15 protein-coding genes and 2 tRNA genes are annotated in these 17938 nt (G+C 49.9%); 7 read left to right on the plus strand and 10 right to left on the minus strand.

Translation table 11 applies throughout. The features are described from left to right. Positions 1–40: 40 nt before the first annotated feature. On the minus strand, positions 41–1786 hold the full coding sequence (gene argS / locus SU32_RS07970; RefSeq protein WP_053998816.1) for an arginine--tRNA ligase: 1746 nt from the start codon (positions 1784–1786) through the stop codon (positions 41–43). Between the two features lie 54 nt (positions 1787–1840). Then, the gene (locus tag SU32_RS07975; RefSeq protein WP_201454901.1) at positions 1841–3052 is read right to left on the minus strand and encodes a deoxyguanosinetriphosphate triphosphohydrolase; all 1212 of its coding nucleotides are present in this window, start codon (positions 3050–3052) and stop codon (positions 1841–1843) included. Between the two features lie 100 nt (positions 3053–3152). On the opposite strand from SU32_RS07975, the gene erpA reads away from it, so the two are divergent. The 5 genes from erpA (at position 3153) to SU32_RS08000 (ending at position 6074) form a co-directional block, all read left to right on the plus strand. Next, on the plus strand, positions 3153–3497 hold the full coding sequence (erpA, locus tag SU32_RS07980; RefSeq protein ID WP_053998818.1) for an iron-sulfur cluster insertion protein ErpA: 345 nt from the start codon (positions 3153–3155) through the stop codon (positions 3495–3497). Beyond that, positions 3497–4285 (plus strand): exodeoxyribonuclease III, encoded by a 789-nt coding sequence (gene xth, locus SU32_RS07985; RefSeq protein WP_053998819.1) that lies wholly within the window; start codon positions 3497–3499, stop codon positions 4283–4285. Before erpA ends, xth begins: the two co-directional genes overlap by 1 nt. Next, positions 4224–4640: a DNA cytosine methyltransferase gene (locus SU32_RS07990; RefSeq protein ID WP_144421073.1), complete on the plus strand. Its 417-nt coding sequence runs from the start codon at positions 4224–4226 to the stop codon at positions 4638–4640. Before xth ends, SU32_RS07990 begins: the two co-directional genes overlap by 62 nt. Positions 4641–4719: 79 nt before the next feature. Continuing rightward, positions 4720–5709, plus strand: a complete 990-nt coding sequence (locus SU32_RS07995; protein ID WP_053998821.1) for an SPFH domain-containing protein — start codon at positions 4720–4722, stop codon at positions 5707–5709. An 86-nt stretch (positions 5710–5795) separates the two neighbouring features. Continuing rightward, positions 5796–6074: a hypothetical protein gene (locus tag SU32_RS08000; protein ID WP_053998822.1), complete on the plus strand. Its 279-nt coding sequence runs from the start codon at positions 5796–5798 to the stop codon at positions 6072–6074. Here the strand turns inward: SU32_RS08000 and SU32_RS08005 are convergent. From SU32_RS08005 to SU32_RS08040, 8 genes are all read right to left on the minus strand, one after another. Next, on the minus strand, positions 6067–6531 hold the full coding sequence (locus SU32_RS08005; protein WP_144421074.1) for a hypothetical protein: 465 nt from the start codon (positions 6529–6531) through the stop codon (positions 6067–6069). The two genes, SU32_RS08000 and SU32_RS08005, sit on opposite strands and share 8 nt — an antisense overlap. Before the next feature lie 37 nt (positions 6532–6568). Next, positions 6569–7330 (minus strand): tetratricopeptide repeat protein, encoded by a 762-nt coding sequence (locus tag SU32_RS08010; protein ID WP_211097714.1) that lies wholly within the window; start codon positions 7328–7330, stop codon positions 6569–6571. Positions 7331–7696: 366 nt separating this feature from the next. Beyond that, positions 7697–8938: an OmpP1/FadL family transporter gene (locus SU32_RS08015; RefSeq protein ID WP_053998825.1), complete on the minus strand. Its 1242-nt coding sequence runs from the start codon at positions 8936–8938 to the stop codon at positions 7697–7699. A gap of 348 nt (positions 8939–9286) precedes the next feature. After that, positions 9287–12256, minus strand: coding sequence for a valine--tRNA ligase (locus SU32_RS08020; RefSeq protein ID WP_053998826.1), 2970 nt, complete (start codon positions 12254–12256; stop codon positions 9287–9289). 110 nt (positions 12257–12366) lie between these two features. Continuing rightward, positions 12367–13152, minus strand: a complete 786-nt coding sequence (locus SU32_RS08025) for a PopZ family protein (RefSeq protein ID WP_082376563.1) — start codon at positions 13150–13152, stop codon at positions 12367–12369. Between the two features lie 133 nt (positions 13153–13285). Next, positions 13286–14662 (minus strand): TolC family outer membrane protein, encoded by a 1377-nt coding sequence (locus tag SU32_RS08030; RefSeq protein WP_053998828.1) that lies wholly within the window; start codon positions 14660–14662, stop codon positions 13286–13288. Between the two features lie 163 nt (positions 14663–14825). Continuing rightward, positions 14826–15500, minus strand: a complete 675-nt coding sequence (locus tag SU32_RS08035; protein ID WP_053998829.1) for a protein-L-isoaspartate O-methyltransferase family protein — start codon at positions 15498–15500, stop codon at positions 14826–14828. A 42-nt stretch (positions 15501–15542) separates the two neighbouring features. Continuing rightward, positions 15543–15616: transfer RNA gene (locus tag SU32_RS08040), tRNA-Cys, on the minus strand. Between the two features lie 501 nt (positions 15617–16117). Between SU32_RS08040 and SU32_RS08050 the strand changes: the two genes are divergently transcribed. Next, positions 16118–16192, plus strand: a tRNA-Asn gene (locus SU32_RS08050). Positions 16193–16470: 278 nt separating this feature from the next. Then, the gene (locus SU32_RS08055) at positions 16471–17937 is read left to right on the plus strand and encodes a cryptochrome/photolyase family protein (RefSeq protein WP_082376565.1); all 1467 of its coding nucleotides are present in this window, start codon (positions 16471–16473) and stop codon (positions 17935–17937) included. The last annotated feature ends 1 nt before the right edge of the window (position 17938 follow it).

Consider the following 17938-nt stretch of genomic DNA (forward strand, 5'->3'; position numbering starts at 1 on the left):
TGCGCAATACCAGCGTAATATGGGCAAAAAGTGGCCTAAATCACCGCATTTCTTCCGGTGCGTCCACGCCCAATATTTCAAGACCAGAGCGCAGCACGTTCAAAACGCCCTGCACCAAGCCAAGTCTGGCAGAGGTCAATTGTGGATTGTTAACCTTAACAAACCGTAAGTGCTCATTATCGTTACCTTTGTTCCAATGTCCATGGAAACTATTGGCAAGCTCGTAAAGATAGAAAGCAATACGGTGGGGTTCCTGTGCCATAGCCGCAGCTTCAACGATACGCGGGAACTCGGCCAGTTTGCGAACAAGCGCAATTTCGCTCTCGTCATCCAGCATATGCAGCAATTCCAGGTCAGCGGAAATGCCCGGAATCTGCTCTTGCGCCTGCCTGAATACCGAATAACACCGTGCTGAAGCATATTGCACATAAAACACCGGATTATCTTTTGACTGCTCTGTCACTTTGGCAAAGTCAAAATCAAGCGGCTCGGAACTTTTGCGGTAAACCATCATAAACCGCACGGGATCGCGGCCAACCTCATCGACGACATCACGCAAAGTGACAAACTGCCCTGCCCGTTTGGACATTTTCACAGGCTCGCCATTGCGCAGCAGCTTCACAAGCTGGCAAAGCAGTACGGTAAGCTCGACACTGTCATCAGAAACAGCGCGCGCCAATGCTTCCATCCGCTTGACATAGCCGCCATGATCAGCGCCAAGCACGAAGATCATTTCTTCAAAGCCGCGCTCGAACTTATCAACGAAATAAGCAACATCAGCGGCAAAGTAGGTATAAGACCCGTCCGACTTCACAAGCGGCCGGTCAATATCATCACCCACTTCAGTTGATCTGAACAATACCTGCTCGCGGTCTTCCCAATCTTCCGGTAGCTGCCCCTTCGGCGGCGGCAGTGTGCCGCGATAAACATGACCCTTCAGCGTCAAATCGTTCAATGCAGCTTTGATTTTTGTCGCATTATCTTCATGAACGGTGCGCTCGGAGAAGAACACATCATGATGCACATTCAGCGCCGCCAGATCCTCACGGATCAACTTCATCATGGCATCGATGGCTGCATCCTTGATAATGGCAAGCGCATCTTCTTCGCTTTTTTCTTTAAGCGTTTCGCCATATTGTTCGGCCAAAGCCTCGCCCAGCGGTACAAGATAATCGCCAGGATACAGCCCCTCAGGCATATCGCCAATCGCTTCGCCCAAAGCCTCGCGGTAGCGTAACATGACAGAACGGGCCAGCACATCAATCTGCACGCCGGCATCATTGATGTAATATTCTTTTACAACATCAAACCCGGCAAATTTCATCAAATTGGCAAGCGTGTCACCGATAACCGCGCCGCGGCAATGTCCCACATGCATCGGGCCTGTCGGGTTGGCAGATACGAACTCGACATTGACTTTTTTGCCGCCGCCAACATTGGAGCGGCCATATTGCGCGCTTTCATCGGCCATCAATTTAAGCTGATTCAGCCAGAATTCGTTGGAAATGCGCAAATTCACAAAGCCGGGACCGGCAATCGATGTTTCAACGATATCAGCATCTTGATCTAAAATGCTCACAATTTTTTCCGCAAGCGCGCGCGGGTTTTCACCAACCTGCTTGGCAATAACCATTGCCGCATTGGTGGCAATATCGCCGTGAGAAGGATCGCGCGGCGGCTCTACATTGACACGTGCTGTTTCAAGCGGTCCGCCATCTCGGGTCTCCAACTGGAGGCCTTCAACAGCAGCAATCACCCGGTCGCGAAACGCGGAAAAGATATTCATGTCAACATTCCTGAAATTGTGAGACGCATATGCGTTTACTGTGTGTGGGCGCTGCTACCGCAATTCGGGCGTTTGGTCAAACAAGCGGCAATGTTCTGCATGGGCAAAATTGTCTGTCATACCCGCCAGAAAGTCCGATACGCGGTATGCAAGTGATTGCCGATCAAGTTTTGTTACGCGGTCAGCCCATTCCCCCCGCATTTCAGAAGGCGTTTGCATATAGCGGTCAAAAAGATCGCGAATAATGTCTTCGGCTTGAGCGCGAACCCGCAAAACATTCTCATGGCGGTACATATTGGCGAACATAAAGCGCTTGAGCTCTTTTTCGCGTGTGTTCATCACAGACGAGAAAGACACGATGGTTTGTCCGACATTATAGATATCATCCACCGATTGAGGGTTGAGCAATCGGAGATTTTCTCCCGTCATGTGGATCACATCCTCAACCATTGCCGTCATGACGCGGCGTGTGGTTTCGTGGCCCCGGCGTGTTTGATCAAGATCGGGATAGAGCCTATCGACAATGGCAAGCTGTTCGCCAACCAATTCAACTTCTTTTAAAAGATCAAAGGAAAGCAGTCCGGCACGCAAACCATCGTCAATATCATGCGTGTTATAGGCTATGTCATCGGCAATCGCCGCGACTTGCGCTTCCAGACTGGCATAATTTGCCAGTTTTAGATCATTTTTTTGATTGTATGTTTCTATCGCCCGCGGCAACGGCTTGTCACCGAAAGGTTTTCCGCTTTCGTCAAGCAATGGGCCATTATGCTTCACAAGCCCTTCCAGACTTTCCCAAGTCAGGTTCAGGCCGTCGAATTCCGCATAACGGTGCTCTAATTCTGTCACAACCTTGAGCGCGTGGGCATTGTGATCAAACCCGCCATACTCGGCCATGAGTTCGCCCAAGACATCCTCGCCGGTATGCCCGAAAGGCGTATGACCGAAATCATGAACCAGCGCGATTGCTTCGGCCAGATCTTCATCCAGGCGGAACGCCCGCGCCAAAGCCCGTGCAATTTGAGCTACCTCGATCGTATGCGTCAGCCGCGTTCTGTAATGGTCGTCTTCATGGCTAAAAAACACCTGTGTCTTGTGCTTCAACCGGCGAAATGCGGTTGAGTGGACAATTCTGTCACGGTCGCGCTGAAAGGCAGTACGTGTCGGGCTTTCGCGTTCGGCGACCAGTCTTCCTTTGGATTTTTCAGGATTGCTTGCAAAAGACGCACGCGAACCGCCGCCAAAACCTATATCGTCGAACTGCACCACCGGAACCTGTCCTTATTCATGCCCCACACATGTTTAGTCTTACATATTGACCACAGCCCTCCGCGTCCATACCTATAGGATAAGAATGGAGCAAATCATGACCGCCCACGAGCCATCAAAACAAGTTCAAATAACCGATGCCGCGTTCGCGCGCGTTGCCAAGGTGCTTAAAGATGAAACCGAAAACAATGCGCTACGCGTTTCTGTTGAGGGCGGCGGCTGTTCGGGGTTCTCATACAAGTTTGACCTGACTTCAGAGCGCAATGACGATGATATTGCCTATGAAAAAGACGGCACAACCATCCTCATCGATGAGCTGTCGCTGGTCTATATGGGCGGGTCAGTCATTGATTTTGTTGATGATCTTGTCGGACAAAGTTTCCAGATAAAGAACCCGAATGCTGTCGCCTCCTGCGGTTGCGGAACGAGCTTTAGTGTCTGATGAAAATCGCGACATGGAATATCAACGGCGTTAAAGCACGGCTGCAAACAGCCAAAGACTGGCTTGAGCAGTCAAAGCCCGACATTGCCTGCCTTCAGGAAATCAAATCGGTAGACGAAAACTTCCCGCGCGAAGAATTCGAATCGCTTGGATATAATCTCGTGACCCACGGCCAAAAAGGCTTCAATGGCGTCGCGATCCTGTCACGCCTTCCATTCGATGAAGTCAATCGCGGCCTGCCCGGCGATGACGCTGACGAACAGGCACGCTTTATAGAATGTGTCGTTTCAACAAAGCATGGCGCGTTGAGGGTTGTTTCACTTTATTTGCCAAACGGTAATCCTGTTTCCGCTGACTCGGTTAAATTTCCGTACAAACTTGGCTGGATGGAGCGCCTGGAAGCATGGGCACAAGAACGCTTGGAACTGGAAGAACCGCTTATTCTGGCCGGTGATTATAATGTCATACCTATGCCTGTTGACTGCCATGATCCAAAGGTTTGGGAGGGCGATGCACTCTTTAGGCCCGAAAGCCGCTCTGCATTTCGCCGTTTGGCCAATTTAGGCTTTACGGATGCGCTGCGCGCAGTGACCGACGCTTCTGAAACCTATACTTTCTGGGATTATCAGGCCGGCGCCTGGCAAAAAAACAATGGGATACGTATCGACCACTTAATGTTGTCGCCGGAAGCGGCAAACAAGCTGGTCAGTGTGGATGTCGAAAAATATGTCCGCGCTTGGGAAAAACCTTCCGATCACGTGCCAGTCGCGGCCGAACTCAATTTCTAATGAACGGCTGGCGCAAGCAGGACCGCCTTGCCAGCGTTATTCGGTTGTGATTTTTCTGGCCGGACTTCTCGACGGCTATAGACCGCAGCTTATCGAGCAATATTTGTTGCTCTACACCATTATTATGTCCGTTCTGGTCATTTACTGGCTCTATCTGGATGCTGCCAGCTTTCCTCAAAAGCGCCCGAGAGGCTTTGCAATCATTGCCTCGCTCTTCTTTTTTCCTATCGGTATCTGGCTTCATTTAATGCAAACACGCAGCCCTTCGCGTGGTACACTTCTCACGGTCATTGTCATTGCAGTCTATCTATCCGCCTATATCGGCGGGTATTTTACCGGCGAGGCACTGGCTTGATGTAAAACATTGTCAAAGTTGAAACTTATACAGCCTATCACCACTTCAATAGGAAGGGTTACTTCTTGAGGATAAAGATATGAGCGAACTGACACTGTTTTTAATGCCTGCCGGCCTGATATTCTTGGTTCTGCTCATCTGGAGCATTATCGTTATCACGCCCGGTAAGCGTGCCAGCATTATTGAGCGCTTCGGCCGCCCCCTTGCACGCGCCAAAATGTCCGGCCTGACTTTCAAACTGCCTTGGCCGATTGATATAATCGTATCTCAGGTCAATTTGCAGCTTCAGGAAATTTCGGCGGATGTGTCCGTCAAAACGTCCGACAACGCCTTTATGTTGCTTCCCGTCAAAGCGCAGTACCGCGCCAGTTCGGAGCCTGAAGGCGCCGTGCGCGCCTATTATGAATTGGAAGACCCTGAACAGCAGATCACAAGCTACGTCCTTAACAATGTCCGCCAGTCAGCGTCCGGCATGACAATGATTGACCTTTATCAAAACCGCGATGCTATCGAAGCGCAGGTGCAGGAAGCTTTGCAGGAGCGTTTCATCCGATACGGCTACTCCATTGAAAATGTATTGATTGACGAACCCCAGCCAAGTGTTGAGGTGCGCGATGCTTTTAACCGTGTGATTGCGTCCGAGCGGGAAAAAGAGGCCGCGCAAAACATTGCCGATGCAAAGCGCATTGAGCTTGTCGGTGTTGCCCAAGCTGAAAGCGAATCCAAAAAGCTACAGGGTGAAGGCATAGCCAATATGCGAAAAGCAATCGCTGTCGGCATGGAAGCGGCGATGAAAACCCTCACAGATTCCGGCCTTAATGAGCAGGAAGCCCTGCATTTGCTGATGGATACCAACCGTCTTGATACGATCAGCACGGCAGCCGCACATGGCAATCTGGTTCTGGCCGATATGCAGGACAGCACCCATTTTATGAACACGATCGGCGCACTCAAAGCGGCGGAGCAAAATGATCGCAACAGGAAAAACGCTTCAAATACAGAGCGTTCACCGCGGCAAAATCGCTCGATACCGGCACTCAATCCGTTTGCCCGCAAGGACGAAGAATAAAGGTCTATATCAACCACTATTTGGTATTGCTTGCGCGATTTGGTTTTCTATGAGACCCTTCCACTATAAGGTGGGAGGGTATTTCAATGAAATACAGACTATCATCGACAAAAGCGCTGCTCATCGCAGCTGGTTTTACCGCTCTTTTTCCAGTCACATCATATGCAGGAAAAGAGTGCACCTGCCGGTTCAAAGAAATGTCCGTGCCGGAAGGAATAACGGTTTGCTTAAATCTGCCGACAGGCAATGTTCTTGCGACATGCAGCCGGGTTTTAAACAACACATCGTGGAAATTTTTAGAACAAGAATGTCCTTTGGGCTCTCTTGAAAAGCCGTCTACTTCGGCACCTGCCCGTCTTAGTTAGAAGTTTCGCCCTGTTGTGGCTCAATTTCAGTTGCTTTTGCATCATTCCGCTCGGCTTCTAAAGCCGCGTAATAGCTTGCCGTATGGCGCCGGAACCAGCGAACAATTGAAAATATGCCATAAGCACCAATCGTATAGATAATCGTAGCCCCTACGCCCAGACTATCCTTGATCAGCCAATAGGCAGCAGCCAGCATTGCGGTGATAAAAACACTTGATACGAGCATGGCGACTGCAAATAACCGCTCTTCCGGTTTGGCGACAAGCTTCCAGATCAAGTCTACAAAGAAGAATATAATGCCCGCCCACAAATAGGCGGCGAAAAACATAACAGGCACAATAAAGATAATGAATCCGGCATCGCCGATGGGATAGAAAACGCTAACAACAAGCGTGAATATCGCAGCCACGACAGCCTGTAGCACTTTTAATTTGGTGCCCGTACTCATCGTCGACATTGGCTTCATTGTTGAGAATAATCCAAATTCACCACGTTTAATTACGTGCCAAACTCTCTCCGTAAGAAATGCCGGTGCGTCGGTCCGCTTCAGACGAAACAGCAAAAGCTTCTTCCTGCATGGCGCGTATCCAGCCCCTATCGGCTTCTTCTGCATTATGCAGAGCAGTCGTCATTAATCCTAGGCCTTCAACGGTCTTGCCTGCATCAAACATCATTTTCCCAAGCATCGCTTGCGAACCTGCATGACCTTTGCTTGCGGAAAGATTGAACCAGCGACCGGCTTGACGGTGATCGACAGCGCCGCCTTCTCCGCTCAAAAACATTTTTCCAAGTTCGAACTGCGCATCGGCATCTTTAAAATTGGCTGCCGCCTGCCAGTAAATATCACGCGCTGCCGCAGGGTCCGCCTTAACAGGCGATCCTGCAATACCGCGCTGAACATATCCGCCGATTGATACTAAAGCATCCGCCACAAAGGAGGAATCACGGCTGCCCTGCTCGGCACCTTCTTTCACAATACCGCGCAATATCTGAAAGGCTTCAAAATCGTTTTCTTCAACACCGTCACCGGCTGCATACATTTTGGCGAGCTTCCAGCGTGCTCCAATGTGACCGTCTTTGGCTGCGTCACTATAGGCTTTGAAAGCTTCATCCTTGCGACCGCTTTTATAGGCAGAAAAACCAAATCTGAATGTCGTCCAGGCTTTTCGCTCACCGCTCGGCTCTGCGCTTTCCTGCGGATCAAATGCATGGGCCGGTGCGCTGAAAAAAAGGCTCGCACACACGCACACCAACATGGCAGGTCGACCGGCCAGCTTGGCATAATGGCTCAAATGCCTGATTACGTTCAGGTTATCTTCCAGATATCCACTTAACACTTCAATTCCTCTGCTCCGCCTTCATACAGGTGGGCAATATTACTCACAGTGTGCACGCGCACATTTATTATCTGATTAATGACATTAAATTGCGGTTTTCGCATGGCTTCGTAATTGCTTAATCTTTGTGGCGGGATCGCGGCAAAACGTCCTCACGTAATCTTACACCAAGAATTCTAACGAAACTGTTGCTGAATCGCCACAAAGTGAATTGAGCAGAATTAATCTCCAATTTCACATAAAAAACCCGCCACTTGGGCGGGTTTTTCTAACTATTTGAGTAACTTAGAATTTCACTTTAAAGGAAGCTGACACAGCAGAAACTACATCGCTACCGAAATCATAAGCAACATCTGTACCGAATGTACCGTTATCGGTTGTCACAGTACCGGATGATCCAGAGGTGAGAACACCAATCGCGCCACCCAAACGGAACTCGGCATTTTCAGTTGGCTTATAAGAACCGCCGAAACCGAATGTCCATGTGTCTGTCTGTGTTCCAACACCTGTGCCGGTGCCACGGTCCCAAGTAATAGACCCTGCAAGTGAAACCTTCTCTGTTAGCTGATGACCGACACCGGCTGATACAGTCCATCCGTCCTGATAAAGAAGATCAAGTGATGTTACGCGTGTGCCGCCATTGTAAGTACAGTTCGCGTTAAGCGCACGTGTAGCTTCCGGACAGAACGATACGTTTTGCAACTGGCTCCAATCAACCCATTTGACAGAACCGAACACAAGCCAACCTGGCGCAACACCGGATTGAACTTTAAGTTCGACAGCTTCCGGCATCGCGGTAGAGCCGAAGACAGGAATAATGGCACCATTGACCTCAGAAAGATCAAGTACGCCAGTCACATCATCAAGTTTGACTTCAGAATAGTACATCAAGCTCGCGCGCAGAGCGATTTCTGGCACCTCATAGGCAAGACCAGCACGCCAGCCATAACCGCTGTCGCTAAGCTCTAGGCGGCCAACACCGTTACCTAAGGCTAAAAGCGGTGGAGCAACCAAACGTTCCTTGAAGCCACTCATTTCAAGATAAGAAACGCCGCCGATAATACGCAGCTTGCCCGGGCCGGCATTAAACGAATACGAACAGGTTCCGGCAAAGCCGTCGCTATCAATTTTAGTTTCGATGTTTGAGTTTGCACCCATCCAGTCGGCGCCCGGCTTTGTGTGCGCACCATAAGGCTGCGAATAATCTGCCATACAGTTGAAATCTTCTGTAAAGCCAACTTTCAAGCCAACGCGTGGGACAAAATAAGATTCAGTCTCATCGGCAGTTGTTGTGCCGCCGCCGAAGCCGTCTGAACCGATACCGTCAGATGCATCGGTGTCGCGAACATTTTTAAGCTCACGCTGTGGCATAACATAGGCGCCGGTTGCATCAAAAGCTGCGCGTGAGTCATCAAAAAGCAGATCGATGTTGTAGCCACCGCGCTCAAGGCCACCCGCATTGGCTGCAGTCGCAAGAATTGTTGCGCCAGCAAAGCCGAAAATAATCTTTTTAATTGAGCTAGACATGTGTCCTCCCCTAGAAACGAACCTTCCCTATTTCACTCAAAGAAAGTTACCAGTTCAAGAAGATTTTCCAGAACGGCTTATTTCCGCTGATGGACGTTACGTAAAGTGGGCAAATTTTGCTTGCGTAAGCTTTAATCACAAAGCCTGAATTGTCACAAAATGGTGATTGAAGCGTGTAAAACCGTCGCAGTCTGATCAAAAACATCTAAAAATGCCTCTTTTCAGCAATTGTGGCGCATTTATGTTGCAATAGTGTCACAAATGGACATGTTTTACAGCGCTCACAAAAAATAGGGCCGTTAACGTAAGCGTCAACGGCCCTTGGTTAGACAAATTCGGCATTCCGAATCATTTTAGCGCCTGAATTCGCGCCAGTGCGGCTTCAAGATTTTCAAGTGTCGGCTTGAATTCTTCCAGCTTCTCGCGCTCGGCCTGAACGATCTCCGGCTTGGCATTTTGGACAAATTTTTCATTGTTCAACTTGCCTTCGATCTTGGCCATATCGCCGCGCACCTTGCCGATTGCTTTCTCAATACGCGCGCTTTCCGCATCCACATCAACCAGAGAGCCAAGCGGCAAACAGGCTGTGCTTTCGCCAACAACAATCTGTGCAGAGCCTTCCGGCGCACTATCAGCAACAGAAAGCGCTTCAACACGGGCAAGCCACTGAATCGCCGCAGCATTGCGTTCCATTCTGCCACGCGTAACGTCTCCGGCATCGACAAAAATAAGTGGCGCTTTGGCCGATGGCGGGACATTCATTTCGGCACGAACTGAACGAATGCCGGACACCAGCTCAATCAGCCAGTTGATCTCTTCAGCCGCTTCATCATCTTCAAATTCCGCTTTTGGCCAAGCGGCATGGCAGATAAGTGTATCGCGGACCTCTGACGTTAAACCCCAAAGCTCTTCGGTCATGAACGGCATGAACGGGTGCAGCATTTTATATGCCTGATCCAGCACATAAGCAGCACAGGCTTGTGCCTCTTTCTTTGCCGCCTCGTCTTCACCCTGGAAGACGGGTTTAAGCAATTCCAGATACCAGTCGCAGAAATTATTCCAGACAAATTTGTAGGCAGCCGATGCCGCATCGTTGAAACGATAAGTATCTATACCCGTCGAGACTTCTCTCACAGCACGCGAAAGTTCTGTCAAAATCCAGCGGTTTACCGGCAGCTTTGCATTTTCCGGTATGAATGATGGATCATGCGTCACACCGTTCATCTGCGCAAAGCGTGTCGCATTCCAGAGCTTGGTGCCAAAATTGCGGTAACCAGCGATACGGTCCGTATCAAGACGCACATCGCGGCCTTGGGCGGCCATAATCGCCAGCGTAAAGCGCAGCGCGTCAGTGCCGTACTCATCCATCAATTCCAAAGGATCAATAACATTGCCTTTGGATTTGGACATTTTCTGCCCGTCCTTATCACGCACCAAGGCATGGACATAAACGGTGTGGAAAGGCTCAATGCCTTTTCCGTCTTCATCCTTCATGAAGTGGTTGCCCATCATCATCATGCGCGCAACCCAGAAGAATATGATGTCAAATCCCGTTACCAGAACATCTGTCTGGTAATAGGCTTCAAGCTCTTTGGTTTTCTCCGGCCAGCCCAGTGTCGAAAACGGCCACAGCGCCGACGAGAACCATGTGTCGAGAACATCAGGATCACGGCGCAAAATACTTTGCGTGTCAGACGCTTCGATCTTGTTCTCTACCCACGCTTTCCACGGACCTTCATGAGAAATGTAGTGTTGAATCGCCGCCTCAAGCGCCAATCCTTCATTCTTGGCAACGAAAACACGGTCATCAGGGCCATACCAGGCCGGAATCTGATGCCCCCACCAAAGCTGGCGCGAGATACACCAAGGTTGGATGTTTTCCATCCAATTATAATAGGTGTTTTCCCATGTCTTCGGCACAAAATTGGTGCGGCCCTCTTTAACCGATTCAAGCGCCGGCTTGGCCAGTGTTTCCGCATCGGCAAACCACTGGTCGGTCAGCATCGGTTCGATGACCACTTTGGAACGGTCGCCAAATGGCTGCATGATTTTCTTTTTTTCCACCAATGGCACCGTGGCGCGTGTTTCACCGCCCTCTTCCGGCGCAAGCGGTGCTTTTACCGGACCAAGGCGCGGATCGGTTTCCGGCACCATAATGGCCAGACCTTCCGCTGTGATGTCGGCCACGACCTTTTTGCGGGCTTCAAAACGGTCCAGTCCGCGATATTCATCCGGTACGAGGTTAATCGCATCAACCGCCGCCTCACTTGGCAGCTCACCGCTTTCGACAATCGCCTTCGCCTTTGCAGCCTCTTCTACATAAGAAGCGCCATCAGCACGCATTGCCGCTTTCGTGTCCATAAGACGGTACAGCGGAATATTGTTACGCTTGGCAACCTGATAATCGTTGAAATCATGCGCGCCGGTGATTTTAACCGCACCCGAACCAAAATCCTTATCGGGATATTCATCCGTAATAATTGGAATTTTGCGGCGGTGCTCTTTGGGACCGACAGGAATCTCGCAAAGCTTGCCAACAATAGAGGCATAACGCTCGTCAGAAGGGTGAACAGCCACCGCACCATCGCCCAACATGGTTTCAGGACGTGTTGTCGCGATGGAAATGTAATCACGCGTTTCTTCTAAAACGACATTACCGTCTTCATCTTTTTCAACATAAGTATATGTCGCACCATCGGCCAACGGGTATTTGAAATGCCACATATGGCCGTCAACTTCGGTGTTCTCAACTTCCAGATCAGAGATCGCGGTTTCAAAATGCGGGTCCCAATTGACCAGACGCTTGCCGCGGTAAATCAGACCTTCATTATAAAGCTCGACGAATACCTTAAGCACAGCCTCGGACAGACCTTCATCCATCGTAAAGCGCTCGCGTGACCAGTCACACGAAGCGCCAAGGCGTTTGAGCTGATTGAAAATCGTGCCACCGGACTCGTTTTTCCACTCCCAGATTTTCTCGATAAATTCCGGCCGCGTAAAGTCGGTGCGCTTTTTGCCCTCGGCGTTCAGCTTGCGCTCGACGACCATTTGCGTGGCAATGCCCGCATGGTCCATACCCGGCTGCCAGAGCACATTATTGCCCAGCATTCGCTGATACCGGATCATGATATCCTGCAACGTATTATTGAGCGCATGGCCCATATGCAAAGAGCCAGTCACATTGGGCGGCGGTATCACAATGCAAAATGGTTCTGCGCCCTCGCGCGCACCGGCACCAGCGGCAAACGCGTTGCTGTCATCCCATTTTTTGGCAATTTGCGGCTCAACACTGGCCGCATCAAAAGTCTTATCAAGCATCGAAAAACCCGTGCCGTTTACCGGCTATTTGTCAGAAATAATATGACCTTGGATAAATCGGATAGTAGGCCCGCTGTCAACACAGACGCGCTTGATGATCACACGGCAAATTACTCGCCGCGTGCAATCCGTTCAATTTCGGCACGAACCAACCGCTCGACCATTGCCGGAAGGTTGTTATCAAGCCATTCCGACAGCATCGGCTTGAGCAGATCTTCGGTCATCTCTGGCAAGTCGCGACCGGCTTCTTTTGCCAATGCTTCTGACAGGCTTTCAAATGAATTGCCAATGCTTGTCTGAACCTGCTCGGAAACCAAATTACGCTTAGCCTGAGGAATATGTGAAGGCGCTGCCGGGCGCACATGGGCACCGGCGACTTCGGGGTCCGATGTCCTTGCAGCAAGAGCACTGCCAACCTTTTCAAACGCCGTGCGATCGTCAGAGGTAAAACGCTGCTCGTATTTTTTCTGCGAAGGCTCGGCTTTTGGGGCTTCTACCTTTGCAGGCTCCATAATGGAAACTGTTTCCTTGGCTGTTTCCAGAGAAACGACATTGCTGTCCGCTGTTTCATATTTCGTATCCAGAGTTTCCAGAAAGCTATCAAGCTCTGGCACACCAATGTCGGAAAATTCGTCGGCAGTTGATTTTTCAACTTGGTCCAGCACTTCAGCACCAAGGATATCAGCAGCCGTCACCATAGATATCTGTTCGTTTTCCTGAGAAGGATCGGACGCTGCGTCATCATTGGCAACAGATTCCTTGGCAGCGTTCACCGCTTCGGTTTTTTTATTGCCATCGTCGATAATACGACGGATTGAAGCCAGAATATCGTCCATTGAAGGTTGGTTTTGAACCGTATTGGTCTGCGCCATGTCACCCACTCTACAATTATCCATTGAGCATTCGGAGAGCCGAATCACACATCAACGTATCGCATATAGTTGTGCAAATGAGAATCGTTGATGGAAAATTGATTCCAAAACCCACAGGAATAAAAGCGAAAATGGTTACCGCAGCCGGTTGACCGGTTTAGCGACCATCAGGCGTGCGCAAACCGTACCACTTATCCTTGACGGCGTTATAATGCTCTTCCGGATCCTTGATAGCGACACCCAATCCAAGGCGTTTCGCGCTCAGGCGTCCAACGGCAGAGGCAAGCGCAAAGCTTGAAACCACCTGATTGCGCTGCGCCTGAACCAGTGCGATCTGTGCATCAAGGACAATCGAGCGGGCATTGAGAACATCCAGCGTCGTGCGCTGGCCAACGCTGCGCTCTTCAACAACACCGTTAAGTGCCAGACGCGCAGCACGCAAACCTTCCTGATTGGCGCTGACAGAAGCGCGGGAGGCTTCAAGCTGTGTAAAGGCGGAAACAACCGCCGCTCGAACCTGATCACGGGCAACATCGACTTCAAGACGTGCCTGCCCTAACTGTTCCTTGCTTTGACGCACAGTGGCAGAAGCCTGGCCGCCCTGATAAATCGGCACAGTAACGTTCAAGCCAACACGTCCTGTTGTAGACGCTGAAGAACTGTCCAAAGCGCTCGGCCCGCGTCCGCTATTTGATGATGAAGAAAAATTGCGCGAGACAGAAGCACTCAGCCCAACCTGCGGTAGGAAAGCACCTTGTGCAGCTTTCACCGAAAACAGACCACTGTCTACGAGCGCATTGCGCACTTCGATGGCTGGATGTCCGGAAAATGCTATTTGTTCGGCCTGACCAAGCGAGCGCGGCAAGAGCTTGGAAAGCGGCGCCGGTGTTTTCAGACTGCCTGGCTGTGTGCCGACGATTTGCGCATAAATGGCTTCGGATGATTTGACTTGCGCTTGCGCGGCGATCAGTTGCGCCCGTGCTGCGGCCAGACTGGCTTGCGCCTGCGCAACATCGGTTCGCGTACCTTCACCAACTTCAAAACGGGAGCGCTCGGAGCGAAGCTGCTCATTAAGCGAATCAATATTCTGCGCCCGCAAGCTTGCAATCTGGCGGTTCTGCACAACGTCCATAAATGCCTGCGAAGCATCGAACAGCGTGTTCTGCTCTGTATTGCGAAGATTGGCGCGTTCTGCGCGCACACCTGCCTCGGCGCCCTTGACATTGTTGCGCGTCTGGAAACCGTCGAAGATCGACTGGTTAATCTCTACGCCGAAGCTTGCCGTGCTATAACCGCGTGCATCAGGAGAAAAATTATAAAGAAGCGACGATGTCGCTTGAATGCGCGGGCGTTGGCCCGATTTCGCAAGCGGTACATTTTCATCAACAGCACGCAAACCGGCGCGCGCCGAGTTCAGGCTGGGGTTGTTTTCATAGGCTTTCGCCATTGCGCCGTAAATTGTTTCAGCGCTTTGAGCGACGGAAGATACGCAGACACTCAATGTTAGAATGGCTGTAAATATTGTCCGACGCATATAACTAATCCCAGTTTTACCAAGTACGCTTGTTAGGCGCTGTAGTGCACTAAGGACATTGAGATGAAAAATTCAAGTTACAAAAGTGTCATGGACACAGCGTTTACATTTTTAACCGGTTAACCGTTGTTAATCCGCACCACAATGTCAGTAAGTTTCAAGTTTAAAACGAGAATTCCTGCTCTTTTACAAAGCCCGGCAGTGTTTTGGCAGAAAGATTAAATGCCTTTCGGCTTGATACAATTCCCTGCTCGTCTTTTACATAAAGGCGCGCGAAAGCTGTTGTGCCGCGCCCTTCGATAACAACAAGGCGGCCATTGCTTTTAAGCTGCTCAAGAAGCGCATCCGGAACAGCATCTACCGCGCCATTCAAAAAGATAACGTCATATGGCCCCTCACCGGCAAAACCGGCATTGAGTTCACCGGTGACAACGACAACATTGTCAAAACCGAGTGACGCTAATGTTTCAGAAGCCTTGTCAGCCAGCTCCTCATCGCTTTCAAGCGCAATAACAGCACTGGCAAGCTTGGAAAACACCGCCGATGAATAGCCCGTTGCACAGCCAATATCGAGTACCAGATCATCCGGACCCACTTCAGCCATTTGCGCCAATTTGGCAAAAGGTGACGGCTCCATAAGATAGCGTGGCTGCGCTGCATCGGCAGATGTTACCAGAACATCATCATCAATATAGGCAAGCGGTTTAACTTTGGCCGGCACGAACGCTTCGCGCGGAATTTCAAACATGGCTTCGATTAAGCGCAGTTCAGTCACATCAGTTGTACGGACCTGGCTATCAACCATTGCACGACGAAGTTCTGTATAATTTTCCACCATCGATTGATCTCTGCGCTTTTGTAATGTGCGGCAGTATGAAGATGGAGGCCTCGTCCGGAATCGAACCGGAGTACACGGATTTGCAATCCGCTGCGTAACCACTCCGCCACGAGGCCCTAATACCACTGCGTATCGCGGCATCTGTTAACAGAGCGTTTTTAATCCGACAAGCAGGCAATCATTATTGTAGCCATTATTTTTGCTTTGCATCGCCTTTCCTGCGCAAACGGGCTCTCATCCGGCCAAATTTTACGGTCATTTTGCGGCTGAGGCGACGAGCAATTCTGGAATCATGACTCAAAATTAAAACTCCAAGCGGCAACATCCAAAAGCCAAGCACCGGCAAAAACCCCAATATGCCACCCAGAATTAGGGCTGTTCCCAATAAAATACGCATGAATCGGTGACGCGGTAGTTTGATAGACCGGCCGAACAGCTTCAAATGTTGATCAGATTTGTATTTCATTAAGCCTATATGTGAATTTCCGCTTCGCTCTGCCAGCAATTTCCTGATTGCGCGGCCATATTTTGGCGTAAGGCAAAAAAATTATGTTTTTTGTCAAAAGTCCCTTTGCAAATTAAAATACCTTTTGTTATGAGCGCTCATCGCAAGATATTCCCCGATAGCTCAGCGGTAGAGCAATCGACTGTTAATCGATCGGTCGTAAGTTCGAATCTTACTCGGGGAGCCAATTTAAAAGGGTTAGCGCCAAACGCGCTGACCCTTTTTTGTTTCCGGCTTTAAATAGTTGCCTGCCTGTCATGGATGCCTACAGCATCATGAGGCACATGCATCCAACAAAGCATGGTTTTTCCATACTGTCAGTCACGCAATTGGTTCTTGGTCCCTCTTATCGAAGGACAAATTTTATTTTTAAGAAACATTTGATGATCTAAAGCGATGTGACCTGCGTAGTTAGAAATATAAAACCGTATATTTTCTAAAACTTGTTTCGAGTGCCCCGTAATTATGTCGACTTCAACTGCCTCTTCATTGCCCTCCGGACCAATTATCGTTTGGTTTCGCAATGATTTGAGGATTTCCGACAACGCGGCACTGTTAAAAGCGGCACAGCAAGAACAAGAGACAATCTGCCTTTATGTTTTTGATGAGGATGCCGACGAAACCACCGAGTATGGCGGCGCACAGAAATGGTGGCTGCACCATTCTCTTACCGCCTTGGCAAAATCATTAGAGACTATTGGCGCAAAACTGATTCTAAGACGTGGCTCGCCGGAACAGATAATTAAAGAACTGATTGATGAAACCGGCGCGAAATCAGTTCTATGGAACAGGCGCTATGCAACCAGCCATATCAAGCGTGACACGAAACTAAAGAGCGACCTGACAGACAGTGACATAGAAGTCATAAGCTTTGACGGCGCATTGCTGCATGAGCCGACAAAATTGCGTACAGGCTCCGGCAGTCCTTACAAGGTCTATACGCCTTTCTGGCGCGCCTTTTCGGGCATGGACGAGCCACGTGATCCAGCGCCGAAACCGGATAAGATTGTCTCTTATAGTAAATCGCTCAAAAGTGATTCTCTGGATGACTGGTCGCTATTGCCGACAAAACCGGATTGGGCGGGCGGCATTGCCGATGAATGGACGCCCGGAGAAGAAGGCGCATGGGAACGATTAGGCGATTTTCTGAACGGTCCGATTAACGACTATAAAGAAGGCCGTGATTTTCCCGCGCAAAATGACACCTCAAAACTATCCCCGCATCTGACTTTTGGCGAGATTTCGCCCTATCAGATTTGGGCTGAAGTCAATGCAAAACAAGCAACCCATACGCCCAATAAAGAAGTCTTCAGAAAAGAAGTCGTCTGGCGTGAATTTTCCTATCACCTTCTGGTCAACTTCGAGGACTTGAAAAACAAGAACTACAATGATGATTTTGACGCCTTTCCTTGGAATGACGGTAAAAAACACCTTGAAGCATGGCAGCAAGGCCAAACCGGCTACCCTATTGTCGATGCCGGCATGCGCCAGCTTTGGCAAACCGGATGGATGCACAACCGCGTTCGCATGATTGTCGCCTCGTTTTTGATTAAGCACCTGCTCATTGACTGGCGCGAGGGGGAAAAATGGTTTTGGGACACATTGGTTGACGCGGATCCCGCTTCCAATACAGCAAGCTGGCAATGGGTTGCAGGTTCCGGCGCGGACGCATCACCTTATTTCCGTATATTCAACCCGATTTTACAGGGCGAAAAGTTCGACAAGAGCGGCGAATATGTGAAACTATATTGTCCCGAACTGCGTGATATTCCTGAAAAATACATACACAAACCTTGGGAAGCACCTGAAAAGATTCTTGAAAAAGCAGGTGTAACCTTAGGCGAGACTTACCCCGAGCCGGTTGTTGACCACAAAACAGCGCGTGAGCGTGCTTTGGCTGCATACCAAAAAATGAAAGAGAATACCGGATGAA

Origin of the sequence: Ahrensia marina, from assembly GCF_001293565.1 — a bacterium.
GTDB lineage: Bacteria > Pseudomonadota > Alphaproteobacteria > Rhizobiales > Rhizobiaceae > Ahrensia > Ahrensia marina.